The 23921-nt window shown below is 70.2% G+C and carries 28 protein-coding genes; 13 read left to right on the top strand and 15 right to left on the bottom strand.

Features of this window, described 5'->3' with window-relative positions; translation table 11 throughout:
* Positions 1-240 precede the first annotated feature (240 nt).
* Genes INT49_RS16250 through INT49_RS16240 form a run of 3 tightly spaced genes read left to right on the top strand, consistent with a single transcriptional unit; the run spans position 241 to position 2866 of the window.
* Positions 241-1158, top strand: coding sequence for a metal ABC transporter substrate-binding protein (locus INT49_RS16250; protein ID WP_193118802.1), 918 nt, complete (start codon positions 241-243; stop codon positions 1156-1158).
* A complete protein-coding gene (locus tag INT49_RS16245; protein WP_193118801.1) occupies positions 1155-1940 on the top strand; it encodes a metal ABC transporter ATP-binding protein in 786 nt (261 codons plus the stop codon). The genes INT49_RS16250 and INT49_RS16245 overlap by 4 nt, the downstream gene beginning before the upstream one ends.
* Positions 1937-2866 (top strand): metal ABC transporter permease, encoded by a 930-nt coding sequence (locus INT49_RS16240; RefSeq protein WP_193118800.1) that lies wholly within the window; start codon positions 1937-1939, stop codon positions 2864-2866. The genes INT49_RS16245 and INT49_RS16240 overlap by 4 nt, the downstream gene beginning before the upstream one ends.
* Here the strand turns inward: INT49_RS16240 and INT49_RS16235 are convergent.
* Positions 2861-3553, bottom strand: a complete 693-nt coding sequence (locus INT49_RS16235) for a metal-dependent transcriptional regulator (protein WP_193118799.1) — start codon at positions 3551-3553, stop codon at positions 2861-2863. The genes INT49_RS16240 and INT49_RS16235 overlap by 6 nt on opposite strands.
* Before the next feature lie 90 nt (positions 3554-3643).
* On the opposite strand from INT49_RS16235, the gene INT49_RS16230 reads away from it, so the two are divergent.
* Positions 3644-4396: a Pr6Pr family membrane protein gene (locus INT49_RS16230; protein ID WP_193118798.1), complete on the top strand. Its 753-nt coding sequence runs from the start codon at positions 3644-3646 to the stop codon at positions 4394-4396.
* 35 nt (positions 4397-4431) lie between these two features.
* Positions 4432-4947 (top strand): GNAT family N-acetyltransferase, encoded by a 516-nt coding sequence (locus tag INT49_RS16225; protein WP_193118826.1) that lies wholly within the window; start codon positions 4432-4434, stop codon positions 4945-4947.
* A gap of 49 nt (positions 4948-4996) precedes the next feature.
* On the opposite strand, the gene INT49_RS16220 is transcribed toward INT49_RS16225, so the two are convergent.
* The 7 genes from INT49_RS16220 to INT49_RS16190 all read right to left on the bottom strand — a co-directional run bounded on the left by INT49_RS16220 (position 4997) and on the right by INT49_RS16190 (position 11974).
* Positions 4997-6142 carry a DNA alkylation repair protein gene (locus INT49_RS16220; RefSeq protein ID WP_193118797.1) on the bottom strand — a complete coding sequence of 382 codons (1146 nt, stop codon included), beginning with the start codon at positions 6140-6142 and terminating at the stop codon, positions 4997-4999.
* Between the two features lie 167 nt (positions 6143-6309).
* The gene (locus INT49_RS16215; protein ID WP_193118796.1) at positions 6310-7263 is read right to left on the bottom strand and encodes a phosphotransferase enzyme family protein; all 954 of its coding nucleotides are present in this window, start codon (positions 7261-7263) and stop codon (positions 6310-6312) included.
* Positions 7264-7462: 199 nt separating this feature from the next.
* Positions 7463-8089, bottom strand: coding sequence for an LOG family protein (locus INT49_RS16210; protein ID WP_193118795.1), 627 nt, complete (start codon positions 8087-8089; stop codon positions 7463-7465).
* Positions 8049-9110, bottom strand: a complete 1062-nt coding sequence (locus INT49_RS16205; protein ID WP_193118794.1) for a phosphotransferase — start codon at positions 9108-9110, stop codon at positions 8049-8051. The genes INT49_RS16210 and INT49_RS16205 overlap by 41 nt, the downstream gene beginning before the upstream one ends.
* 73 nt (positions 9111-9183) lie before the next feature.
* Positions 9184-9846, bottom strand: coding sequence for a carbonic anhydrase (locus INT49_RS16200; RefSeq protein ID WP_193118793.1), 663 nt, complete (start codon positions 9844-9846; stop codon positions 9184-9186).
* 82 nt (positions 9847-9928) lie between these two features.
* Positions 9929-10294: an NUDIX hydrolase gene (locus INT49_RS16195; RefSeq protein ID WP_319021667.1), complete on the bottom strand. Its 366-nt coding sequence runs from the start codon at positions 10292-10294 to the stop codon at positions 9929-9931.
* Between the two features lie 297 nt (positions 10295-10591).
* A complete protein-coding gene (locus tag INT49_RS16190) occupies positions 10592-11974 on the bottom strand; it encodes an amino acid permease (protein WP_193118791.1) in 1383 nt (460 codons plus the stop codon).
* A 323-nt stretch (positions 11975-12297) separates the two neighbouring features.
* Here INT49_RS16190 and INT49_RS16185 point away from each other — a divergent pair, with 323 nt between their 5' ends.
* Positions 12298-13080, top strand: coding sequence for a GH25 family lysozyme (locus INT49_RS16185; protein WP_193118790.1), 783 nt, complete (start codon positions 12298-12300; stop codon positions 13078-13080).
* Between the two features lie 40 nt (positions 13081-13120).
* On the opposite strand, the gene INT49_RS16180 is transcribed toward INT49_RS16185, so the two are convergent.
* Both INT49_RS16180 and INT49_RS16175 read right to left on the bottom strand, forming a co-directional pair.
* On the bottom strand, positions 13121-13429 hold the full coding sequence (locus INT49_RS16180) for a hypothetical protein (protein ID WP_193118789.1): 309 nt from the start codon (positions 13427-13429) through the stop codon (positions 13121-13123).
* Complete coding sequence (locus INT49_RS16175; protein WP_193118788.1) at positions 13426-13614, bottom strand: hypothetical protein; 189 nt, start codon at positions 13612-13614, stop codon at positions 13426-13428. Before INT49_RS16175 ends, INT49_RS16180 begins: the two co-directional genes overlap by 4 nt.
* A 194-nt stretch (positions 13615-13808) precedes the next feature.
* Here INT49_RS16175 and INT49_RS16170 point away from each other — a divergent pair, with 194 nt between their 5' ends.
* The 5 genes from INT49_RS16170 to INT49_RS16150 all read left to right on the top strand — a co-directional run bounded on the left by INT49_RS16170 (position 13809) and on the right by INT49_RS16150 (position 17904).
* Entirely contained in the window at positions 13809-14783 is a 975-nt protein-coding gene (locus INT49_RS16170; protein ID WP_193118787.1) for a LysR family transcriptional regulator, read from the top strand.
* A gap of 161 nt (positions 14784-14944) precedes the next feature.
* Entirely contained in the window at positions 14945-16180 is a 1236-nt protein-coding gene (locus tag INT49_RS16165) for an LCP family protein (RefSeq protein ID WP_319021665.1), read from the top strand.
* Positions 16181-16278: 98 nt separating this feature from the next.
* Entirely contained in the window at positions 16279-16545 is a 267-nt protein-coding gene (locus INT49_RS16160) for a hypothetical protein (RefSeq protein ID WP_193118786.1), read from the top strand.
* Positions 16546-16647: 102 nt separating this feature from the next.
* Complete coding sequence (locus INT49_RS16155) at positions 16648-17223, top strand: sugar O-acetyltransferase (RefSeq protein WP_193118785.1); 576 nt, start codon at positions 16648-16650, stop codon at positions 17221-17223.
* An 87-nt stretch (positions 17224-17310) separates the two neighbouring features.
* Positions 17311-17904, top strand: coding sequence for an HAD family hydrolase (locus INT49_RS16150; protein WP_319021664.1), 594 nt, complete (start codon positions 17311-17313; stop codon positions 17902-17904).
* A 10-nt stretch (positions 17905-17914) separates the two neighbouring features.
* Here the strand turns inward: INT49_RS16150 and INT49_RS16145 are convergent, their stop codons facing one another.
* Positions 17915-18331, bottom strand: a complete 417-nt coding sequence (locus INT49_RS16145) for an NUDIX domain-containing protein (protein ID WP_193118783.1) — start codon at positions 18329-18331, stop codon at positions 17915-17917.
* 31 nt (positions 18332-18362) lie between these two features.
* On the opposite strand from INT49_RS16145, the gene INT49_RS16140 reads away from it, so the two are divergent.
* On the top strand, positions 18363-19268 hold the full coding sequence (locus INT49_RS16140; RefSeq protein WP_193118782.1) for an aminoglycoside phosphotransferase family protein: 906 nt from the start codon (positions 18363-18365) through the stop codon (positions 19266-19268).
* A 146-nt stretch (positions 19269-19414) separates the two neighbouring features.
* Positions 19415-21022 (top strand): peptide chain release factor 3, encoded by a 1608-nt coding sequence (locus INT49_RS16135; RefSeq protein WP_226850745.1) that lies wholly within the window; start codon positions 19415-19417, stop codon positions 21020-21022.
* Positions 21023-21070: 48 nt separating this feature from the next.
* On the opposite strand, the gene INT49_RS16130 is transcribed toward INT49_RS16135, so the two are convergent.
* The 4 genes from INT49_RS16130 to INT49_RS16115 form a co-directional block, all read right to left on the bottom strand.
* Positions 21071-21664: a short chain dehydrogenase gene (locus INT49_RS16130; RefSeq protein WP_193118781.1), complete on the bottom strand. Its 594-nt coding sequence runs from the start codon at positions 21662-21664 to the stop codon at positions 21071-21073.
* Positions 21665-21774: 110 nt separating this feature from the next.
* Positions 21775-22797, bottom strand: coding sequence for a S66 family peptidase (locus tag INT49_RS16125; RefSeq protein WP_193118780.1), 1023 nt, complete (start codon positions 22795-22797; stop codon positions 21775-21777).
* Positions 22798-22884: 87 nt separating this feature from the next.
* Positions 22885-23274, bottom strand: coding sequence for a hypothetical protein (locus INT49_RS16120; protein WP_193118779.1), 390 nt, complete (start codon positions 23272-23274; stop codon positions 22885-22887).
* Positions 23271-23912, bottom strand: a complete 642-nt coding sequence (locus INT49_RS16115; protein ID WP_193118778.1) for a uridine kinase family protein — start codon at positions 23910-23912, stop codon at positions 23271-23273. Before INT49_RS16115 ends, INT49_RS16120 begins: the two co-directional genes overlap by 4 nt.
* Between the last annotated feature and the right edge of the window lie 9 nt (positions 23913-23921).

The following is a 23921-nucleotide window of genomic DNA, read 5'->3' as shown; positions in this document are numbered from 1 at the left end:
ACTTTAATGCATGCATCAATGGATGCAAGGTGGTCGGGGTGTGGCCCGGAACTCGCTCGGGGATGCCGTCGTCCGAGTGGGCGAGGGTTCTGGGCGCGCTCGCCCCGCTCGCCCCGGTCGCCCCGCTTGCTCGAGTTGGTCTGGTCGCGCTGGTGCGCCCCGCTCCGGTGGACTAGCATCCGCTAATGTTCGGCATGGCGAACATTATGAAGCAGATTACGCGAAGAAAGATGTGTGAACATGCGTAGACAATGGTGGACGGCGACGGCGAGCGTCCTGGCGGGGGCCCTCCTGCTCGCCGGCTGCGGGGCCGACCCCCGCGGCGACGAGAGCGGGAAGCCGGTCGTGCTCACCACCTTCACCGTGCTCGCTGACATCGCGCAGAACGTCGCCGGGGACGATCTCGAGGTCGAGTCGATCACCAAGGTGGGTGCCGAGATCCACGGGTACGAACCCACTCCTCGCGACATCGCCAAGGCGTCCCGAGCGGATCTCGTCGTGGACAACGGGCTCGGCCTCGAGCTGTGGTTCGAGCAGTTCATGGAGTCCGTCGACGCACCCCACGTCGTCGTCTCGGAGGGGGTGGATGTCCTCGACATCACCGGAGATGCCGATGCCGGGAAGCCGAACCCGCATGCCTGGATGAGCCCGGTGAATGTGCAGATCTACGTGGACAACCTGGTCACTGCGTTCAGTGAGCTCGATCCGGAGCACGCCGAGGAGTATGCGGCTCGCGGTGAGGAGTACAGCGCGCAGCTGCAGGACGTCCAGGACGATCTCGTGACGGAGCTGGAGACCCTGCCGGAGGCGCATCGGGCCCTGGTCACGTGCGAGGGCGCGTTCTCCTACCTCGCCCGGGACGCCGGGCTGACGGAGCACTACATCTGGCCCGTCAACGCCGAGCAGCAGGCGACGCCGCAGCAGATCGCGTCCGTGATCGACGTCGTGGGCGCCCGCGAGATCCCGGCGGTGTTCTGCGAGTCGACCGTCTCGGACAAGCCGATGCAGCAGGTGGTCGCGGCCACAGGGGCGGACTTCGGAGGCACGCTCTACGTCGACTCCCTGTCCGGGCCCGACGGCCCCGTGCCCACGTACCTCGATCTGCTCCGCCATGATGCGGACACGATCGTCGGCGCGCTCGCCGGGGACACGGCGTGAGCGCGGCGATCAGCGTGCGGGGCGTCGTGGTGCGCTACGGCGAGGTCCTTGCGCTCGACGGGGCGAGCGTCGACGTGCCCACAGGGAGGGTCACGGGACTGGTCGGTATGAACGGCTCAGGGAAGTCGACCCTGTTCAAGGCGATCATGGGCATGGTGCGGCCGGAGGCCGGGGACGTCCGGATCGAGGGGAAGGACCCCCGCGTCGCCCGCCGGGCCGGCCTGGTCGGCTACGTGCCGCAGAGCGAGGACGTGGACTGGACGTTCCCCGTCTCCGTGCGGGATGTGGTGATGATGGGCCGTTACGGACTGCAGGGTGCCACCCGACGGGTGCGACCTGTCGATCGCCGGGCCGTCCAGGAGGCGCTGGAGCGGGTGGAGCTGGCCGACTTCTCCGCCCGCCAGATCGGTCAGCTCTCCGGGGGTCAGAGGAAGCGGGCGTTCGTGGCCCGGGGCATCGCCCAGCAGGCCCGGGTGCTGCTGCTGGACGAGCCGTTCGCCGGCGTCGACAAGCGCAGCGAAGCCACGATGGTCGCGCTTCTGCGGGGCCTCGCCGCCGAAGGGCGCACGATCCTCATCTCCACCCATGACCTGCACGCCCTGCCGCAGCTCGCCGACGAGGCCGTGCTGCTGCAACGCAGGGTCCTCTTCCACGGCCCGGTCGCCGAGGCCCTCGCTCCCGACCGGCTCGCGGAGGCCTTCGGCCTCGATCCGCTCGGCACCCTGGATCGCACCGGTAGCGCGGACCCGCTCCGCATGTCCGGGACGGGAGGCCCCGCATGAGCCCCCTCGACCTGATCCTCGAACCCCTGCAGTACGACTTCATGGTGCGGGCTCTCGTGGCGACCGTGGCGGCGGCGATCGTGTGCGCCCTGCTCTCGTGCTGGCTGGTGCTGGTCGGCTGGTCGCTGATGGGGGACGCCGTCTCCCATGCCGTGCTGCCCGGCGTGGTGCTCGCCTATGTCCTCGGCGCCCCGTTCGCGCTCGGTGCGCTCCTCTTCGGAGTGCTGGCCGTGGTGCTCATCGGGGCGATCCGGGGCACGAGCCGGGTCAAGGAGGACGCCGCGATCGGGATCGTCTTCACCACCCTGTTCGCGCTCGGGCTGGTCCTCATCTCAGTCACGCCCAGCCAGACCGATCTGAACCACATCATCGTCGGGAACATCCTGGGGGTCGGCATGGGCGACCTGTTCCAGATCTGCCTCCTGGCCGCGGTCGCCTTCGTGGTGCTGGTCCTGAAGCGCCGGGATCTCACCCTCTACGCCTTCGATCCCCTCCACGCCCAGGCGATCGGCCTGTCGCCCAGGTTCCTCGGCGGTGTGCTCCTGGGCGTCCTCGCCCTGACCTCCGTCGTCGCGCTCCAGGTGGTCGGGGTGGTCCTGGTCGTGGCGATGCTCATCGTCCCCGGAGCCACCGCGCATCTGCTCACCGATCGCTTCGGACGGATGCTCTTCCTCGCCCCGTCGATCTCGGTGAGCTCCTCCGTGCTGGGGATCCTCCTCAGCTTCTGGCTCGATGCCTCCTCCGGGGGACTCATCGTGCTGGTCCAGGGCGGGGTGTTCGCGCTCGTCTATCTGCTCGAGCCCCGACGCGGGCTGCTGGGGCGCGGGCTCACCGCCCGTCGGCGCCGCAAGCAGAGGCCGCGCGCCGGATCGCCCGAGCGAGAAGCTCCCGGTGAGGACGCGGCCGTCCTCCCGCGGGGTTCATGAGGTCGCGGGCTGCGCGATGACCGAGACCCAGACGGAGCTCGTCGCGGATCGTCCGAGGGACAGGCCCGCAGCGACCCCGCTGAGGGCCACCTCGATCGCCTCGGAGTACGGAGCCCCGGGGCGCACCTCCAGCTCCGTGCCCACCCCGATGCCCTGCTCGGCGAAATAGGTGAGCAGGTGGGGGTCGTCGTCGGAGATGCGCTCCACCCTGGCGGTCGACCCGATGGGGACCGCGGCGAGCAGCATCGCGTCCGGTCGATCCACGTGACCGTCGGAGGTGGGGATGGGGTCGCCGTGGGGATCACGGGCGGGGTGTCCCAGGTGCTGGTCGATCCGCTCGATGAGGAAATCGGAGACCGCGTGCTCGAGGTGCTCGGCCTCGTCGTGCACCTGGTCCCAGCTGTACTCGAGGACCTCGACGAGGAACGTCTCGAGCAGGCGGTGGCGGCGCACCATGGCCAGCGCGTACTCGTGCCCCAGCGCGCTGAGCGCGATGGCGCCGTAGCGGGTGTGCTCCAGCAGGCCCTGCTCGGTCAGCTTCCGCACCGCGTCCGAGACGGTCGAGAGCCGCACCCCGACGCGAGCGGCCAGCGCGGAGGCGGAGACCGGGTCCGCCGACCATTCCCCGAGGCTCCAGATCGCCTTGAGGTAGTTCTGGGTGCTCGTCGAGAGCGTGGAGACTGACATGCTCGAACGCTAGCAAACGGTGGAGTTCGGTCGAACGAACTTGCTCGCGGGATACGATGCACCGTCGGTGCGACGAACAGGGGACGCTCGATGACGACCTGGTGGCCCTACGTCCGACTGCTCGCCGCGGCGCTCGCGCTCGCCGCGATCCTCCGGCAGCTCTCCCTCGCGATCAGCAACGCCCGCGCGGCGGGCACCGCCTGGGGATCCGATGTGCCGACGGTGGTCGCGAACTTCTTCAGCTACTTCACGATCCTGTCGAACGTGAGCTGCGTGGTCGCGCTCGTGCTCGGAGGTGTGTGGCTGCTGCGTAAACGCCGGGGCACCGCGGTGGAGCCCGTCTGGCTCACGACCCTGTTCGCGTGCGCGAGCACGTACATCGTCGTCACCGGGATCGTCTACAACCTGCTGCTGCGGTCGATCTCGATCGCCGGGATCTCGGATGCGTGGACGAACGAGACCCTGCATGTGGTGATCCCGCTCGTGCTCCTCGTCGATGCCGTGCTCGCGCCGCGGCGCCGACCCCTCCCGTGGCGCACGATCGGCGTGGTGGTCGTGTTCCCGATCCTCTGGGCCCTGTACACGATGATCCGGGCGAACCTCGTCACCGGGCCGGCGACGGGCGACCCCTGGTGGTACCCGTACCCCTTCCTCGACCCGCATCTCGTCGCAGGCGGCTATCTGGGCGTGGCCGGATACATCGTCGGCATCGCGGTCGTGATCACCGCGGTGGCCGCGGGCGTGGTGCGGATCGGCCGACGGCGCTCCCGTGGCGACGGCTCGGAACACACGGGGCGCTCTGGGGTCACGGACCATTCAGGGCGTTCTGAGGTGCGCCCGTGAGCGGCCGCCCGCAGGCTCTTCGCGAGACCTGACGGCTGCAGCTCGATGCTCCTCGCGAGGCGGACCTCGAGGATCTCCACCGCATCTATTCCGACGCCCGCACCTGGACCCACCTGCCCAGCGGCCGCTTCGCCGACCTCGCGACGACCCGCGGCGCTCTGGACCGGTGGCTGGAGGACTGGACGGTCCACGGGCTCGGCGCCTGGGTGGCGCGCGAAGGCGGCGTGGTGGTCGGTCACGGCGGTTGCGCCGTGCGGCAGGACGCGTTCTGGAACCTCGGGTACCGCTTCGCGCCCGAGGCGCAGGGAAGGGGCCTGGCCACGGAGCTGTCCCACGCGGCGATCACCGCAGCCCGAGAGGTGCGCCCGGAGCTCCCCGTCGTCGCCTACCTGCTCGAGCACAACGCGGCCTCCGCCGTGGTCGCCGAGAAGGTGGGGCTCATCCTGCGCCATCGAGGCCCCGATGCCGGCAACCCGGATCCGTCGGCCGTGCGGCTCGTGTGCTCCGATCGGGAGCTCAGCGACCAGGAGCTCGCCGCCACAATGCGCTGATCGCGCTGATCGGTCTGATCCGCTGGAACGGCTGGATCGGCTCGATCGTTCAGTCGCCCGACGGGGAGCCCAGGTGGAAGTCCTGACGGCCGTAGGCGACACCGTTGATCTGGAGGGAGATCGCGTGCGGCCCGTCGTAGTAGCGACGGGTGGTGATCGGACGGAACGAATGGGCCTTCCGCACCGTGAGCTCCTGACCCGGGTCCAGAGATGCGGTGGTGAGCTTGAAGGTCTTCGTGCTCTGTGTGCCCGCCGCGGTGGCGTGGTGGACGATGTAGTCGATCATCAGGCGCACCGGCTCCGCGCCGGTGTTGCGCACGCTCGCCCGCAGCTCGATCGAGTCGCCCATCTCGACTCGCTCGCGATCCAGGTGCGGTCCGTCCACCTCGAGGGTGCCGGCGGGGTCCGGGTACCCGAGCAGTGCGAGCGCGGAGGCGTCACCCTGCTTGAGGAGGGTGCGCAGCGCATGACGGACGAGCTTCTGCGTCGCCGCCGCCGGCGCACCAGATCCGCCGGCCTCATCCGTCGCGCCGAGCCACCGGGCGGCCGTGGCCACGACGAGCGCCGGATCGTCACGGCTGAGATCGTTGAGATGGTTCGCGACGGAGCGTCGCACGTACTCCGACGGGTCGCGGTGGAGGCGGTCGAGGATCGGGATGGTCCTGCCGGATTCGGCGATCAGGCGCGGAACACGCACCGCCCACGGCAGATACGGACGAGTGCCCTCGGAGGCGAGGCGTCGCACGTGCTCGTCCTCCGAGCCCGTCCACACGAGCGCCCGTTCCAGGGCCTGCTCGAGGTCATAACGCATCAGGATCCGCAGTGCGAACTCCGAGCTCAGCAGGCCGGTGAGCTCGGCGAGCAGATCGAGGGCGTCAGAGGTCGCCGCCGGGCTGCCGTCCGCCGCCGCGGACTCCGCGACAGCCGTCGAGGCCGGCCAGATCATCCAGCCGCGGAACGTCGGCGCATCGCGGATCGCGCGCCGGACCACCGCGGCGAGGGCCGGGTAGGACTCGCCGAGGTCCTGGAGCATCGCCGCGCGGAGCGCATCGACCCGTTCGCGAAGGCTCAACGCCGACAGGGACTCGGCGACCTCGCGCACGCGGGCCGACGTGGTGCTGGGGGCGGCCGTCTCCAGCGCGTCGGCGAGGTCGAGGGCGGTGCGCCGATCGATCATCTCGTCAGCGAACGGCACGGCGCTCCTCGGGTGCGAGGTGGGCGAGGTGCCCGCGGCGGCGAGCGGGATGTTCCATGTGCCGAGCGTAGACCGCACGTCGGACAGTTCCTCTGCGCCGGCCTGGCCCTGGTTCGTGGAGAGGCCCTGGGCGAGGTCGGCGGGCCGGGGCCTTGGTGCGGTCCCGGTCAGCGACCTGGTGCGCGCACGGCGTCCTCGACGGCCTGCGGATGCCGGAACTGCCACCGCAGGGCATCGAGCATGGACCCGAGCTCCGCTACCTGCTCGGGAAGCAGCCGGCGCTCCAGGTCGCCGTCCATGATCCTGCGGGTCCAGCTGGCCTCGAGCAGGTGCATGGTGGCGATCATCGTCGGGAGGGCGTGCATCTCCTGCTCCCCGAGCGGCGCGATGCGGTGGTAGCCGCCGACGACGGCAGTGACGGCTGCCAGCGCCTGCTCGGGCACGGTCCGACGGAATGATCTGCTGAGGTAGCGGGCGATATCCCAGATCCGCGGTGCCAGCGGCAGATGGTCCAGGTCGAGGAAGCCGACCCTGCCCTGAGCATCGGAGACGACGATGTTGTCCGGGGTGAGATCGCCGTGCACCAGCTGCAGCGAGAGGGGAGTGAGGCCGGCGAGCATCGACTCGCGTCGGCGGCGGAAATCCGCGAGGAGGTCGGGCGGGAGCAGGAGGTCCTCGCTCGCCAGAGCGGCCAGGAAGCCCTCTGTGTAGGAGTTCGCAGGCCAGGGATAATTCGCGAGCGCCACGTGGAGCTCGGCGAGAGCGCCGCCCACGAGGAACTCGCGTTCCGACGACCGCCCGGACGGTGCCGAATCATGGTCGATCCACGGAATCAGCACGAACGACTCGTCCGCGTCCCCGGCGTACACGGCGGCGTTCTCGGTGACGAGGAAAGGCGCCACGAGAACGCCGGAGCCGGACAGGTGCGAGAGGATCCGGGCCTGGTCCGCCAAGGGAAGGTTGCGCCACGGCCCGACGTGCTTGAGCACGAACTTGCGACCGTCGCCCGAGGTCACGGGCCAGAGCTGTCGGGCAGGCAGTTCGGGGCCCAGGCTCGGCTGCGGTCCGAGAAGGGTCGTCCAGTGGAGCAGAAGGTCCTGGAGCTCGTGCCGTGACGCCATGGGGAGCCTTTCGAGGCGGAGGTGTTCCCGCGAGGCGTGACGCCCGGGCTGACCCGATCAGGCCACCATGGGGGATCGACGAGGCGCCCGACTTCTGTGAGGAGCACCACATTCGGCGGGGTCGCCGTGACGTCACGCGGACTCGCGCCTTTCCTCGCGCCACACAGGGATGACGCGACGAGGGAGCTTTCGTCCCTGCTCAGCGGGATTCCGGGGACGGGCGCTCCCACTTCGCGGCAGGGGCGACCCAGCTGCTCAGCCCGCTGAGCAGCTGCTCGGGCTCCGACGCGACGACCAGGGAGGCGCGGAGCTGCGTCGAGAGGAAGCCCGCCGCGGTCATCTCGTCGAGAGCGGTCAGCAGCGGCTGCCAGTAGCCCGCGACGTCGTAGAGCGCGACCGGCTTGGCATGGATGCCCAGCTGCTGCCAGGTCCAGACCTCGAACAGCTCCTCGAGCGTGCCCGCGCCGCCGGGGAGAGCGACGAAGGCATCGCCGAGCTCGGCCATGCGCAGCTTGCGCGCGTGCATGTCCGGGACCACGTCGAGGTTCGTCAGGCCCAGGTGGGCGATCTCGCCGTCCACCAGCGACTGGGGCATCACCCCGAGCACCTCCCCGCCGGCGTCCAGGGCGACGTCGGCGAGGGTCCCCATCAGGCCCACGCGTCCGCCCCCGTAGGCGATCCCGATACCGGCCTCGGCGAGCCCGCGCGCCAGTCGCGCGGTCTCCTCGGCGTAGACGGGCGAGTTCCCGTGCGCGGAGCCGCTGAAGAGCGTGACTCGTGACAGGTCACGATCCGCGACGGGCTGTTCTCCGTGGGCGTCGAGCATGGGGTCCTCCGAGGGGCGGGGTGGTCGTGGTCGCCGACGAGCTTGCCATGCCCGTCGTCCACCCCGGGAGGCGAGCGCTGCCGATCGGGTCCTCCACCAGGCGGCGCACCGTCGAGCGGCCCAGTGCGGCCATCGGGGGATTCGAGGTGTCGTAGTACCAGACCAGTCCGATGGCCTGCTCGAACGCCCAGGCGGCGCCTCGTTCCCACTCCAGATCGGAGCTGCCCAGATGCTCCCGCAGCAGGGCCCGACGAGGCCCGTCGAGCAGGTGCCACGCCGGGACCAGATCGACGGACGGATCCGCCGGACAGAACCCTCCGGTGTCGAGCACCCCGGTGAGGAGGCCATCGGCGCAGAGCATGTTCATGGGGGTGAGGTCGCGATGGCACATGACGTCGGGCCCGGACCTATCCAGTGATCGCCAGCGTGACCAGCGCGCCGCCAGCTCGTCGAGGTCGGCAGCACTGATGTGCCCGGCGTGCCCAGGGGTTTCCGTCTCCTCCAGCAGCTCGTGGGTCCGCTCCAGGCATTGCTGCACCCAGTCGTCATGCGCGGCGAGATCGCCTCCCCGGCCGAGCCCTGTGAAGCGGCGCCCCTGGGTCGGGGTGGCGTGCAGGGTGGCGAGGAGCTCGGCGAGGTCCTCGGCGGCGGCGTCGGAGCTCGCGACGGAGTCGGCGTCCGCCACGTCGCCGGGCACCCACGTCTGCACGGACCAGGGCATCGGGAACTCCGGGTCGGGCTCCCCGATCGCCACCGGCTCCGGGGCGGGGAGAGGGCTGGCCGCGGCGAACTCCGCCATCGCCCGATGCTCGGCCTCGATCGCCGTGCGGGCGTCACCAGGGTCGGTCCGCACGATCGGGAACCGCGCCGTGAGGCCCGACCCGATGCGGACGATGTGGCTGGTGGTCGCCGTGCTCTCCACCCGGTGGACGTCCTCCGGGGAGACGCCGGGAAGCAGCGCGACGAGGAGCCGCACCGCGACGTCGTGCGGAAGGTCGAGCTCATCCTCGTGCATGGTCATCCCGGGAGCGTACGGCGCACCGGCTCCTGGGGGCACGGGAATTCGCGGCCGACGAGGTTCGTCGGTCCGCGGGTCAGCGGGTGATCGTGACCTGGCCGACCGAGGTGATCGGCGAGACGCGCCCGTCGGCGAGCCGGTACTGGCAGCCGACGATGCCGAGCGCGCCCTCGGCGACCGCGTCGCTGATGACCTTCGACTGGCGCATGAGGGCGTTGATGGTCTCGTCGAGGTGGCGCCGGCCCACGGCGTCGGCATCGATCAGCTCGGGATCCACGTAGGGGCTGATCCGCTGGGAAGCGAACCATTCCTGCTGGACGGCGGGCTGGATCGCCTCGAGCTCCTTCTTGATCGCGGGAGTCGTGGGGCTCGGAGAGGCCGTGGTCTGGTCGATGGCGGCCTTCACCGCGCCGCAGGAGCCGTGGGCGAGCACGACGATCACGGCGACGCCGAGTTCAGCGACGGCGAACTCCATGGTCGCGGTCGTGTTCTCGTTGGCGATCTGGCCGATGTTGCGCACCACGAACAGGTCGCCGAGACCGCAGTCGAAGAGGATCTCCGCCGCCACCCGGGAGTCCGAGCAGCCGAGGAAGGCCGCATTCGGGGCCTGGCTGCCGGCCAGCTCGCTGCGACGAGCGGCGTTCTGCTGCGGGTGGAGGAGGCGACCCTCCATGAATCGTTCGTTCCCGTGCGCGAGCTCATCCCAGGCCTGCTGGACGGTGACGCGGGAAGTAGTCATGGAGCAAGTCCTCAAAGTAGTACCGAAAAGTAGTGCGGAATGGCCGTAGCGCGGAGTGGCGCCAGGGCGAGGATGGGGCCACCTACTCGCCGCGACCCTCTCGCAGAATAGCCCCGCAGACGGCTCGGGCGATCGCGAGGTCCAGAGCGGAACGTGGTTCGGGAAGCGCATCGAGAGGGAACCACCGCACTTCGATGAGCTCGTCGGAGGAGCCGACGGTAGGGCGTTCGACGAGGTCAGCGAGGTATACGGCAGCGAGCTCGCGACGGGGAGGGTTCAGCAGGGCGAACGTTGCCCTGCCGCCCCAGCCCAGGGTGGCAGGAGTCACCAGCACGCCGGTCTCCTCGTAGAGCTCTCTGCTCGCGGGGGCACGAGGCGACTCTCCGGCCTCCCTCATGCCGCCAGGGAGCTCCCATTCATGGCGCCATCGGTTCAGGCCGAAGGGCACGGATCCACGGGTCCGCGGTGTTCACCTATGTCACGCGTGGGCCGCTGGTGAGGTGGCGTGGCGATATAGCCAGAGCTCATCACCAGTGGCCCGGCGGTGACGCGGCGGCTATGACGGGCCGGCGGTGACGCGGCGGTTATGACGGGCCGGGAGTGACGCGGCGGCAGGCTTCCGGGAGGGGAAGCACAGCGCGCAATGGCGTGAGCGGGTCGGCCGTGGGACGCGGTCAAGGCGCGATGACGGCACGGTGACGACGCGGTGTGGGTGGTAGAGGCAGTGCAGACGCGGTCCCGCACGTCAGGCGCGGGCCGCGCGGCGACCGATCGTCAGGGCGGAGAGCACGGACATGAGAGCCAGGAATCCGACTCCCACCAGCAGCGCCGTGTGATAGTCGGGCTGCCAGACCATGATGCCGAACGTGAACACGATGAACGCGATCGCGAAGAGCTGCCCGAACGGCCACAGCGGCACCGGGAAGGCGAGCTCCGCGCGCTCCTGGCGGGACATGCCGCGCCGGGAGGCGACCTGCGCGAGCAGGATCATCAGCCACACGAAGATCGTGGCGAAGGTGGCCAGGGACGCGACGATCGTGAAGACCTCCGCCGGCAGCGCGTAGTTCAGGGCCACGCCGACCACCAGCACGCCGAGCAGGGAGAGGGTGGTGACGACGGGGACGCCGTGCACCGTCGTGGCCATCACGCGCGGGGCGAGCCGCTCGTGGGCCATGCCCGCGACCACCCGGCCGGCGCCGAAGAGGTCCGCGTTGATCGCGGACAGCGCCGCAGTGAGCACCACGACGTTCAGCAGCGCGGCCGCCCAGTTCACGCCGAGGGTGTCGAAGATCTGCACGAACGGCGACACCTCGCCGGTGATCGAGCGCCACGGGTTGATCAGCAGGATCACCCCGATCGCGAGCACGTAGAACAGCAGGATCCGCACCGGCACGGTGTTCACGGCCTTCGGGATCGCCGTGCTCAGGTCCTCCGCCTCGGTGCCGGCCACGCCGATGATCTCGGTGCCGCCGAAGGCGAACAGCACCAGGATGAACGCGGAGATCATGCCGCCGGCGCCGTGCGGGAAGAAGCCGCCGTCGGCCGTGAGGTTCGCCAGCGGATTCCCGCCACCGGCCTCGCCGAGGCCGAACACGAGGATCGCGGCGCCGCCCACGATCATCCCGATCACCGCGGTCACCTTGATGATCGTGAAGACGAACTCGAGCTCCCCGAACCAGCGCACGCTGGCGAGGTTCGCCGCGCCCACGATCAGCAGCGTGAGGGCCACCCAGACCCACTGGGAGGTGTCCGGGAACCAGAACCGCATGTAGATCGCGATCGCGGTGAGGTCCGCGAGGCACACGATGAGCATCTCGAAGGCGAACATCCAGCCGGTGATGTACCCGGCCCAGCCGCCCAGGAAGCGCCTCGTGTACTCGGCGAAGGAGCCGGAGATCGGCATCCGCACCGCCATCTCCCCGAGCGCCCGCAGCATGAAGTACACGACCGCGCCACCGAGCAGGTACACCAGCAGCACGGATGGGCCGGCCGCCTGGATCGCCCCGGCGGAGCCGTAGAACAGGCCGGTGCCGATCGCCGAGCCGAGCGCGATGAAGTGGATGTGCCGCGCCTTCAGCCCGGGTGCCCGTCGGGTGGTGTCGGGGGTTGAGTTCGCGGTCGTGCTCATCGTGGGGAGTGCTCCGGGGCTGGGTCTGTGCGCGCGCCGAAAGGGGGATCGCGCGGTCGGGAGGCAGGGATCTGCCCGTCGACACGGTACGTCCGCTCGTGGGCGGGCATCGCGGTCCGCCCCGGCCCTGGGGCACGGATCACGATCCCGGACGCCGAGCGGTAGGTCGTGGCGATCCCCGCCCTGACCCGCGGTGACGATGAACATCGGGCAAAGAGGTGTGTCCCCGGTCACCAGGATTCGATAGCGTCGCAGGACCGTCCGGCGGGGATCGGGCGGCGAGCAGGGGCCCAGTCGCCCGGACGAGGAGAGAAGGATCCGAGATGACCACCAACTCAGCCCGACCTGATCACCACCTGGGCCGTCGCGCCGTGCTGCGCTCGGCGCTGCTCGGCACAGCGGGGGCCGTGGCCCTCGGCGGCACCGCGGCCGCCCTGACACCCGCCCGTGCTCGGGCCGAGGACGCCGGGATCCGCGGCCAGGACGTCTCCTCGCACCAGGGGAACGTCGACTGGGCCGCCCAGAAGGAGCTCGGCTCGAGGTTCGCCTACTGCAAGACCACCCAGGGGGACTGGTACACGAACCCGTACTACGCGCAGCAGTACGGCGGCTCCTACGACGCGGGCCTCGTGCACGGCGCCTACCACTACGCCGAGCCCGGCAACAGCACCCCGGCCGAGGAGTGCGAGCACTTCCTGAAGCACGGCGGCGGCTGGACCGACGACGGCCGCACCCTGCCCGGCATGCTCGACGTCGAGGCCAACCCCACGGGCCTCGGACAGGCAGATCTCCAGGCCTGGGTGACCGAATGGATCGACATCTATCGCACGGAGACCGGCCGCACCCCGGTGGTCTACACCGGCGCCTGGTTCTGGGACGACCAGGTGGGCCCGCAGTGGGCCCCGAAGAACGTGCCGCTGCACGTGGCCGCCTACACGGAGAACCCTCCCGAGGGCGTCGAGATCCCCGGCACCTGGGACGCCTGGGAGATCTGGCAGTACTCCGACTCGGGTCCCTTCGCGGGCGATTCGAACCTCTGGCACGGCAGCGAGGCGCAGTTCGAGGCCTTCGTCTCCGACCCGGACTACGACCCTGTGAGCAACTGAGCGGGGGAGCTCAGCCGCCGTCGGTCCAGCAGGGTCCGGTTCAGGCCTTCCCGAGGGACTGGAAGCGCACCAGCGCCTGCGACCGCCCGGCTCCGGGATCGCCGACGGTGAGCTGGACCGCGCGCTGCACCTCCTCGACGATGCTGAGCACCGGCAGCGGCCCGCTCACCGAGATCTCGACGGCCACCTCGCCGGTGTCGCGATCGATGACGAGATCGTAGCGAGCGGCCGAGGAGTCGGAGCGGCGCTGACGGGCGTCGAGGGCCCGAGCGTCGTCGCGATCCCGGGCTCGAGGCCGGTCACGCCGGCACCGCGGTGCGGACCTCGTCGGCCAGGGCGGGCAGATCACGGGCGCCGATCCGTGCGGAGACGCGGCAGGTCGCCCGGGTGGGCAGCCCGCGGGAGCGGCCCGGGGATGGGGTGTCCATGCGCGGTGACCTGCTGCTTCTTGCGGGCCTCCTGCTGCTCGGCCTCACGCTGCGCGACCTCGCGCTCCTTCTGCGAACCGGTCTGGGGGATGGATGCGTTGGTCATCGGTTCCCCGTCGTGGCGGCCCGTTCGCACGGGCCGACGGATGCGGACACCAGGAAGACGTCGTGGGGTCGCGGATCTTTACGCCCAGCACGCGTGATGCTCATCGTGCAGGTGCGCAGTCTGTCCCGCGGGCCCTCAGCGCACGATCCGTATCCTCGACCTGCAGTCCGACAACGACCAGGAGGCGGGCCACGATGACGGCAGCGGCAGCGGCAACGGCAGCGGCAGCGGGTCGGGGCGCTGCCCCGAACCTGGCTCAGGTCGAAGCGCTCATCGCGGTGATCGACCACGGATCCTTCACCGCCGCGGCGGACGTCCTGCAGATCTCCCAGCCCTCGCTGTCCCGGCGGATCCATACCCTCGAGGATGCCCTGGACATCCGCCTGTTCTTGCGCGTCGGTCGACGGATGGAGCTCACCGAGAGCGGCCGCGACGTGGTGGCCGCAGGGCGGCGCGCAGTGGCGGAGATGGGATCGATCGACGCGATGGCTGCCGCCGCCCGGTCGCTGAGCACCGGGTCGCTGCGGGTGGCCGGGCTGCCGTCGCTGGTCGCCAGCGTCCTGCCCGACCTCGTCGGCCGATTCCATCGGGAGCATCCGGGGGTGCGGGTGGAGGTCTTCACGGTCGAGGACGCGGAGGAGCTGTTCGAGGCGGTGCGCGTGGGCCGGGCGGATGCCGCCGCAGGAGTCATCGACCGCGTCCCCGCAGACCTCGCCGTGACGCCGCTTCCCGCCCAGGACTTCGCGGCCGTGCTCCCGGCGCACGCGGCGACCATGGCAGGCGGGTCCGCCGCGATCGCCGAGGAGCCGCTGTCGGCCGCGGACCTGGTCGATCGCACCCTGGTGACACTGCCTCGCGGCACCTCGATCCGTCAGCTCACCGAGTCCGTCTACCGGTCGCTCGACGTCGAGCCCGCCCGGATCATCACCAGCACGCAGCGCGACAGCCTGGTGCCTCTCAGCGTCGCCTCCGACGGAGTCACCGTCGTCCCCGAGGTGCTCGCGCGCACGGCGCCCGCGTTCGGCGGCCGCCTGGTTCCGCTGGGCTCGCCGGTTCAACGTTCCCTCGGGATCATCCACCGGCCTGGAGGGCGCAGGAATCCGGCCCTCGGCGGGCTGCTGGAGCTTGTGGATCCTGGTGAGCTTGTGGAGCCTGTGGATCACCGCTGACCTGGCCGGATGATGCGGACATAGCGCTGGCGCATGGATCAGTGTCCGCGGGCTATTGGAGTCCGCGAGCCTGCTCATGGTGACCTGGTTCGCGGACCGGGACCGGACAGCTGTGCAAGGAGGGTGCGACCGTGGGTGTTGCCTCGAGGAGAGAACGACCGGTGGGACGGCCACAGCCCCAGCACCGTCGGCGCGGGAGCCGAACTCTGGTGCTGCGGCCGGCGCGGATCGCGACGGTGCTCACCCTCGCGGCCGTGCTCGTGCTGGGCATCGGGGCGGTCGGCACCATGCGACATCTGAGCGGGAACATCACGACCTCACCACTCCGAGCAGGCGCGGAATCGAATCGCGATGCAGCGGGCGGCGACCTCAACATCCTGCTGCTGGGATCGGACAGCCGCGACCTCGCCGAGGAGTCCTTCGGGGAGGCCGACGGCTCCCGGCGCAGCGACGCGATGGTGCTCGCCCATCTTTCGGCCGACGGCGCCCGCATCGACGCCGTGCAACTGCCGCGGGACACCCTTCTGACCCTGCCGGCCTGCGACGACACGGGGGAGGGCAGCTTCTCCGGCGGGCGCGGAATGCTGAACTCGGCCCTGAACTACGGGCCGGCCTGCTCGGTCGCCGCGGTGGAGGAGCTGACGGGCGTGCGGGTCGATCATTTCGTCGAGGTGGACTTCGAGGGCTTCATGGCGATCATCGACGCGCTCGGCGGGCTGCCCGTCTGCCTTCCGGACGCGCTGGACGATCCCGCGGCAGATCTCGACCTGCCCGCCGGGCAGCAGACCCTCGGCGGCAAGGACGCCCTGGCCCTCGCCCGCACCCGCCACGCCGTGGGGGACGGCAGCGACATCGCGCGGCTCGGTCACCAGCAGATGGTGATGTCCGCCGTGGTGCAGGAGGCGACGAGCAGGCAGGTGATCGCCCGACCGGACCGGCTCTACTCCTTCCTGGATGCGACCACCTCGGCGCTCACCGTCGATCCGGGACTCAGCGGGATCGCCGACCTGGCGGCCCTCGGGAGCCGGGTGTCCCGTGTCCCCGCGGAGGGCATCACCTTCCTGACGATGCCGTGGGAGGCGGCGCCCGGCGATCCCAACCGGGTGGTGGCGTCCGCGGAGGCCGCAGCCGTGTTCGAGCACCTGGCGGTCGACGAGCCGATCGCGCTGGCCGGCGGCAGCGTCGGCGACGGCAGCCGGGATGGCAGCGCCGATGACGGCTTGGATGACGGCGCAGATGACCGCGGCGACGACCAGAGGGCCGACGAGAAGGGATCGGCGGCCACCGCCGGGCCCGCATCGTCCGCCGGGTCTCCGGCCACGCCCCAGGGTTCATCCGATGGCGCACCGATCACGACCGAGGCGAGGTCCGCGGACACCGACCTCTGTGCGGGCTGATCCGCGCGTCCCTCCACCGCTGACAACCCTCGAGGCTCGCCTCGCCGCGCGACGCCTCTGATCGCCCACCTCCAGGCAGGCCGGGCTAGTCTGCCGAGGTGGAGACGACAGAGGAAGCCGCTGCCCGTGAGCCCTCCTCGGGAAGGACCATCGCGCTGGTCATCTTTGCGGTGTCCGTGGCGCTGTGCGCCATCGCGCCCTTCGCGAACAGTGCTGTCTATCTGCTGGTCCCCGTGCTGGGGGTCGTGTCGCTCATCGTCTCCGTCCGGAGCAGATCGTGGTGGACCATCCCGCTGGGGCTCCTCGAGCTGATCTCACCGGCGGTGCTCTACTTCATCATCGACTACATCCTCTGGCACTCCTGAGGCCGGCCCTGCCCGTGTCGTGCTGTGATCGCCAGGTCACGAGCCAGGCCGATGATCTGGATGAATCGTCGGGTGGCCTGCGCTTCCTGCGATCATCGAATGATGGACACGCACCCTGAACGACTCGCGCGCGGCGAGTGGTACCTCGACGGCCCTGAGCTGCAGTCCCGGCGCCGCGATTGCTGGCGACTGCTGGACACGTTCAACGGCGCGGGGGCCGACGAGGATGAGGCGCGGCGTGATGCGCTGATCGCGATGCTGGGTGCCGTGGGGGAAGGCGCCGTGGTGGTGCCCCGATTCCAGTGCACCTACGGCAGGAACATCGAGCTCGGGGAGCACGCCTTCGTCAATGCGAATGCCTTCCTCATGGACGATGCGGCGATCACCATCGGGGCGAACGTCCGTCTCGGTCCCGGGGCGCGGCTGATGACGGCGCTGCATCCCGTCGAGGATCACGCACGTCGACGCGACGGGTGGGAGCAGGCCCTCCCCATCACGATCGGCGAGAACACGTGGCTGGGAGCCTCGGTGACTGTTGGCGCCGGGGTCACCATCGGCCGCAACACCGTGATCGGGGCAGGGAGCGTCGTGCTGCGCGACATCCCCGACCACGTCGTCGCCGTGGGCACCCCGGCGACAGTGATCAGGCAGCTTCCCCTCGAGGGCGGCACCGTCTGATCTCAGCGCGGGGCGGCAATGGTGCGCTGACCCTGGAATGATCACGCCTTGACCTCGATACGTCTCCCACTGGGCCTTCGCGCGTTCGTGTTCGACGTCGGGGAGACCCTTGTCGAGGAGTCCCGCGCATGGAGCAGGCAGGCCGAGCTCACGGGCGTCACCCCGTTCACGCTGATGGCGGTGCTCGGCTCCCTGATCGAACGCGGAGAGGATCATCGTCTCGTCTGGCGCGAGCTCGGTATCGAGGCGCCTACGGAACGTCCGACGATCACCCACGGCGATCTCTATCCTGACGCGCTCGCGTGCTTGCACGCGGTGCGGGAGGCGGGGCACGTCGTCGGCATTGCCGGGAATCAGCCGTCCGGGGTGGATGAAGAGCTGCGCGACCTTGGCTTCACGGCGGACTTCATCGCCTCCTCCAGCGTCTGGGGCGTGGCGAAACCGTCGCCGGAGTTCTTCGCGCGGACGCTAGACGCCACGGGGACCGCGCCCGCAGAGGTCCTGTATGTCGGGGACAGACTCGACAACGACATCATGCCAGCGCGCCACGCCGGAATGCGTACGGCCTTGATCGTCCGCGGGCCCTGGGGGCACCTCCACGCCCGCCGTGCAGAGGCCGCATTCGCGGACCTGTGGATGGGCTCGCTGGCCGAGCTGATCGAGGGACTTCGGCCGGCATAGTGGGAGGAGTTCAGCTCCCGCTGGTCGGGCGTAGGGCTTCGGCGAGGAACGCCAGGTAGGAAGGTTGAGCCAGATCGAGCGCGGAGACGTCGTGGGCGGCGACCCATCGCAGCTCGTCGTGCTCATCGGCCGCGAGATTGGTAGGTTCCCCATCCCACTCGGTGACGATCCATAGCTGGAGAACCAGCCCGTCGTCGGCCGTCTCGTTCTCCATGACTCGCAGATCTGGTGCGCCGGTGATCGTCGCGTCGACGCCGATCTCCTCCCGGAGCTCGCGGGCCAGCGCGTTCGCGGCGCTCTCGCCGGGCTCGATATGGCCACCGGGGAAGTCCCAGCAGTCCGGGTAGTACCGGCGGTTCGGACTCCGGTGGACGAGGAGAACGCCCTGCGGTCCGAGGAGGGCACCGGCGACGACGTGATGGGGCATGAGGCCATTGCAGCACGCGTACTCTGCACCGATGACGGCTTCGTGGATGCCCTGCTCCGACTGGGATGCGCTCGGTGGCGGCGAGGGCGCGGCGACCGCCGGGGTGTGGCGCGCTCGACGCGACGACGGATCCTGGGTCGTCAAGAGGATCCGACGCGGTGACCCGAGCCGCGATCCGAGGTCCTTCCGGTGGTGGCGTCGCGAGATCGACGTCGCCTCATCGGGCATGACGGCGGCGTTCGACGGGCTCGTCGCACCCGAGTCCTATGTGCAAGAGGACTCGGCGGGAGCGACCCTGTGGACCCGTGAGATCACCGTCGGCCCGATCCCGCCGCTGATCGCTGCGACAGCCCTGGGACGGTTCGCCAGCGTCCGGATCGAGGACCCGGGATGGTTCGTGACCAGTCGGCTCCGCGACCGTGCACGCTTGGCCGAGGCCTCCGGTGCGAGCCCTGTCGATCTCGAGGGCGTCGACACCGGGATCCGGTGGCTGGCGGAGGAGATATGGTCGCGTCGATCGAGCGCCCTGACGCTGCTCGACGAGATGCCCCACGTGCTCTCGCACGGTGACGCCCTTCCGCGGAACCTGCTGCGCCACGACGCCGGGGTGGTCACTGCGATCGACTGGGACCAGCTGGGCCATGCCCCGATCGGTGCGGACCTCGCGACTTTCAGCATGTGGGTCGACGCCCCCGTGGAATCTCTGCTGGAGAGCTATCTCGAGGGGGCGAGGTCTCTCGATATCGACCCCGGTCAGCTGCGGGACAGTGTCGCGCTGACGTGCTCGATCATCGCGATCTCGCGCGCACTGCGCATGGCAGGTGGTGAGCAGTTCGAGGGGTATAGGGAGCGGTTCATCGCGGCAGTCCCGCAGTTCGAGCACGCCCGGAGGGTCCTCGGTGAAGGTGATGCAGGGTGGCAGAGTCACACGCCGTGAGTTGTGGCCGGCTCGAAGAGTGAGCGCGGTGGCCCTTCTCTTCTGAGTAGATCCGGTTGGTGTGCGCCGAGGGCTGTCCGTTGTGATCAGCGCGTCGATGGCCGTCCGTCCCTGGGGCATCCTCCGCCCGCGCACGTAGAGTGCTGATGATGCTCACTTCTCCGGACCCCACCTCGACCTCGCCCCGTGTGCTCGCGGAGGCGACGCGACGCCGCACGTTCGCGGTGATCTCGCACCCGGACGCGGGCAAGTCGACTCTCACCGAGGCGCTGGCGCTGCACGCCCGCCTGGTGGACAAGGCCGGCGCGACCCATGGCAAGGCGAGCCGTGCCGCGAGCCTCTCCGACTGGGGCGAGGTCGAGCGCGAGCGAGGCATCTCGATCACCTCGACCGCTCTGCGCTTCGACTACCACGACGTCGTCGTCAACCTGCTGGACACCCCCGGGCACTCGGACTTCTCCGAGGACACCTTCCGGGTGCTGACCGCGGTGGACTTCGCCGTCATGCTCGTCGACGCGGCCAAGGGCATGGAGGCCCAGACCCGCAAGCTCTTCGACGCCTGCCGGCGGCTCGGGCTCCCCGTGGTGACCGTGATCAACAAATGGGACCGGCCGGGGCTGGAAGCCCTCGAGCTCTTCGACGACATCCAGGAGGCCACGGGTCGCACGCCGGTCGCCGTGAACTGGCCGGTGGGATACGCCGGGGAGTTCCGCGGGCTGCTGGAGCCCGGGGCATCGAACTATCTGCGGCATGAGGTCGTCGCCTCCGGGGCGCGCCTGGCCCGCGAGGAGATCGTTGACGGTGCCACCGACAGCGGACTGGGCGAGGAGCTCTGGCATGAGGCGGTCGAGGGTGCCGGGGTCGCGGCCGAGCTGAACGGGACGTTCGAGGCCCAGCCGTTCCTCGACGGCGAGCAGACCCCCGTGCTGTTCGCCGCCGCCGCGGGGAACATCGGCGTGCGGTACCTGCTGGACTTCCTCCTCCATCGCGCGCCGGCGCCCCGCCCCCGGCCCGACGAGGCGGGGGTGGCCAGGCCGCTTGACGCCGAGTTCTCCGGCTATGTGTTCAAGATCCAGGCGGGCATGAACCCTGCCCACCGCGACCAGGTCGCGTTCGTCCGGGTGAACTCCGGCGTGTTCAGCCGAGGCATGGAGCTCCGTCATGCGCAGTCAGGTCGCCCGGTGTCCTCGAAGTACGCCCATCACCTCGTCGGACGCAGCCGAGCCACCGTCGATGAATCCTGGCCCGGCGACGTCGTCGGCTTCGTCAACACCACCGGTCTGCACGTCGGGGACACCATCCACGAGGGCAGTCGCGTCGTCTTCCCGGGCATGCCCCGCTTCGACCCGGAGCGTTTCCGCGTTGCCCGGTCCCTGGACACCGCGCGCCACAAGCGCTTCACCAAGGGCCTCGCCCAGCTCGAGGAGGAGGGCGCCATCCAGCTGCTCCGGGACTCGAACGGCAGCCCCGGCGGGCCGGTGCTCGCAGCGGTCGGCGAACTGCAGTTCGAGGTGGTCTACGAGCGGATGCGTCGTGAGTTCGGGGTCGAGATCGCGCTCGATCCGCCGATGCCGTACAGCCTGTCGCGCCCCTTCGCGCGCTCCGAGGTCTCCACGATCGCGTCGATCAGCGGGGTCGAGGTGCTCTTCCGACCCAGCGGCGAGCCTGTCGCGCTGTTCCCGGACCGCTGGCGGCTCTCGCGCGTGCAGGAGAAGCACCCGGACGTCTTCCCGGAGCGGGTCTCGCGCGGCTGATGCGTGCGGAGCGCCCTCGGGGGTGCTCGAACGATCGGGCGGTGTGCGTCAGACGATGATCGTCCGACCGGTGTCCACCCCGTCGACCGCACGGACGAACGCCCTGGCCACCTCCTCGTCGGAGACGGGCCGGTGGCCGGGGAACGTCGCGTGGAAGTGCGGGGAGTTCTCGAGCACGTCGGGGGAGACGACGTTGAGGCGGATGCCGCGCGGTGCCTCGGTCGCCGCGGTGGTCACGAACGACTCGATCGCCCCGTTGGCGGCCGCGGCGGCCGCGGCGGTGGCGATCGGTTCGCGGGACAGGACCCCGGACGTGAGCGTGACCGAACCGCCGGCGTTCAGATGGTCGAAGGCATGGCGGACCACATCGAGCTGCCCGAGAGTCTTCACGGCGAACGCGTCCGCATAGTCCTCGCGCGTGAGCTCGGTGACCGGCTTGAAGGGCACGCCACCGGCGGTGACGACCACGGCGTCCAGCGGACCGACCGCGTCGAACAGCGCGGCGACCGACGCTGAATCGGCCAGATCGACCGACGGCTCGCCCGACCGGGAGGCGCGGACGACCTCGTGCCCCTGCTTCTCGAGCGCGGACGCTGCGACGCGGCCGATGTTCCCGGTCGCTCCGATGACGAGCACCTTCATGACGGTTGCCTTCCGACGGACTGGATGCATGGCGCCGACCCTGCGAGGCCAGCTGACGAGGGCGAAGGTATCACTGCGAGATCCGTGTGCTGCGACGGAGGGCACCGTTCTCAGGCGAGCGTCTGGGTCAGGCGCGACGTCCCGGCGGTGTGCTCGACGCGGCACAGCGCCCCGTTCACCAGCGGCATGTACGGCGCGATGTGGCCGCACTCGACGTCGGCGAGGAGCGGCACGCCCAGGGAGCCCAGGGCGTCGATGACCGCCTCGTGCTGGGTGAGGGTCTCGAGGGACGGCGCAGGAGTTCGTCCGACGAGGATGGCCGAGGCGCCGTCGAAGAACCCGCTGAGTCGCATGCCGTGGAGGTTCCGGCAGATCTCGGCCGCGTCGTCCCCGGTGGCCTCCACGTAGAAGATCAGGCCGTCACCGGCCGCGGCCAACGGTGCGGGGTCGAGATAGCGGGTGCCGGCGAGGTTCGAGAGGGTCTCGATGCATCCTCCGAGGAGGCGGCCCGTCACGTCGACGTCACCGCCCAGGGAGTCCAGCCGGCACCAGCTGCCGGGGGTGTCGAGCACGTACTCGTCGACCTCCGGGTGCTCGACGTAGTCCACGAAGCCGTGTCGGTAGACACCGGGGGAGGACTGCGTGAACGTGGACCCGACGGGCAGCTGCACGAGGTCGAGCCATCCGAGCAGACCCTCGGGGATCGCGTACGGGGTGTCCAGGAGGTTCTGACCGTGGACTGTGGCCCATCCCGTGAGCAGGGTCAGCGGGGTGATGAGCGTGGAGATGTCGGAGAACCCCACCACCCACGTCGGCTCCGCCGCGGCGATCGCCTGCCAGTCCAGGAGGGGGATGAGGTCGATCGCCAGCTCGCCTCCCCAGGGCGGGACGATCGCGCGGACCGACGGGTCCACCAGCATCCGCTGGAGCTCCGCAGCCCGCTCCGCGGCCGGCGCGCTCACGAGTCCCGAGCCGTCCATGCAGGAGCCGAGCTCGACCTCGAAGCCGGCATCCCGAACGACCTGCACGGCGACGTCCAGGCGGGGCTGCAGGTCAGCGGGCACCCCGGAGGACGGGCTCGTCACGCCGACGACGTCGCCGGGCACCAGCGGGGCGGGGAAGCTTGGACTCATCCGGCTGATCCTAGCCAGCGGCCGAAGCTGCGCCCAGCGCACGGCAGCTGGCCGGTATGAGCCATTCCGCCCGACGGCATTGGTCGGCTACGGGGTCCATCGCTGGGAGAAGTAGTCCGCTTGCACGGAGAGCACGTCGGTCTTCGGCTCTGCCGTCAGCCACGTCGTGCGCGGGTCAAGGAACGTCCCGGGGATCTCGAGCTGAGGGGTCGCCCCCAGCTCCTGGGCGAGCTCGGCCGGCGACTGGCCAGGTGGGGGTTGCACCGAGAACGTCACCCAGCAGCCTCCACTCCCGCAGTCACGGCTCTCACCGACGATCGTGGCGCCGTCGGGAAGCGGGATGTCGGACGCGGAAGGCACATCGCCCTCCGTAGCTCCCATGAACTGCACCGCCACGCGGCCTCCGTAGAGCAGGGCGAGGATCGCGACGACGACGATGGCGATCGTCCACACCCTTCGCCGCGTCGTCGCGGTCATCGCGTCGGACCCTCGGGCATGGCTGCTCCGGGAGTGCTCTCCGTGGACGCACCGGCGCCCCGCCAAGCCGGCAGGACGTAGAAGAGGTCAGCATGGTCCCGGGGTGAGAAGTTCTGTTCGAAGTCGCGCTCGTTCGGGATCCAGACGTCGTGCCACAGAGCCACATGGTTCCGGCCGAGCGCTCGATCCCGGGCGAGGCCGCGGCGGGCAGCGACCTCGAGCTCGACATCGCACCAGATCCGGATGTCGAGGTGCGCGAGCGCTTCGGGGTGGAAGAGCCCGATGAGGTCGACGACGAGGAGATCGGTGCGCGGGATCGGTTCGGGGTCGGCCAAGGCACGGGTGGACCAGTCGAAGCGACGGAAGGTGCTGGGCAGATCAGCACGGAAAGGCTCCAGGACCTCCGTGACGAGGCGTGCCCGATCGACGCCGTCCCAGTCGGTCGAGCGCTGATGCGAGCGGGATGGATCGAGGAAGTCATCGCCGCGCAGTCGCACCGCACCGGAGAACGAGTCCACCAGGTCACGGGCCAGGGTCGACTTCCCAGAGCCGCAGTATCCCGAGATCCCGACGACGAGGGGATGTTGTGCTGTTCGACGGCGAGATGTGATGTGCTCGAGGAGGTCGTCGCGATCCATGCGCCGAGT

Source organism: Brachybacterium tyrofermentans, assembly GCF_014897585.1.
GTDB lineage: Bacteria > Actinomycetota > Actinomycetes > Actinomycetales > Dermabacteraceae > Brachybacterium > Brachybacterium tyrofermentans.
Note: the sequence above shows the minus strand (reverse complement) of the source record. Positions and strands in the feature narration are given on the sequence as shown.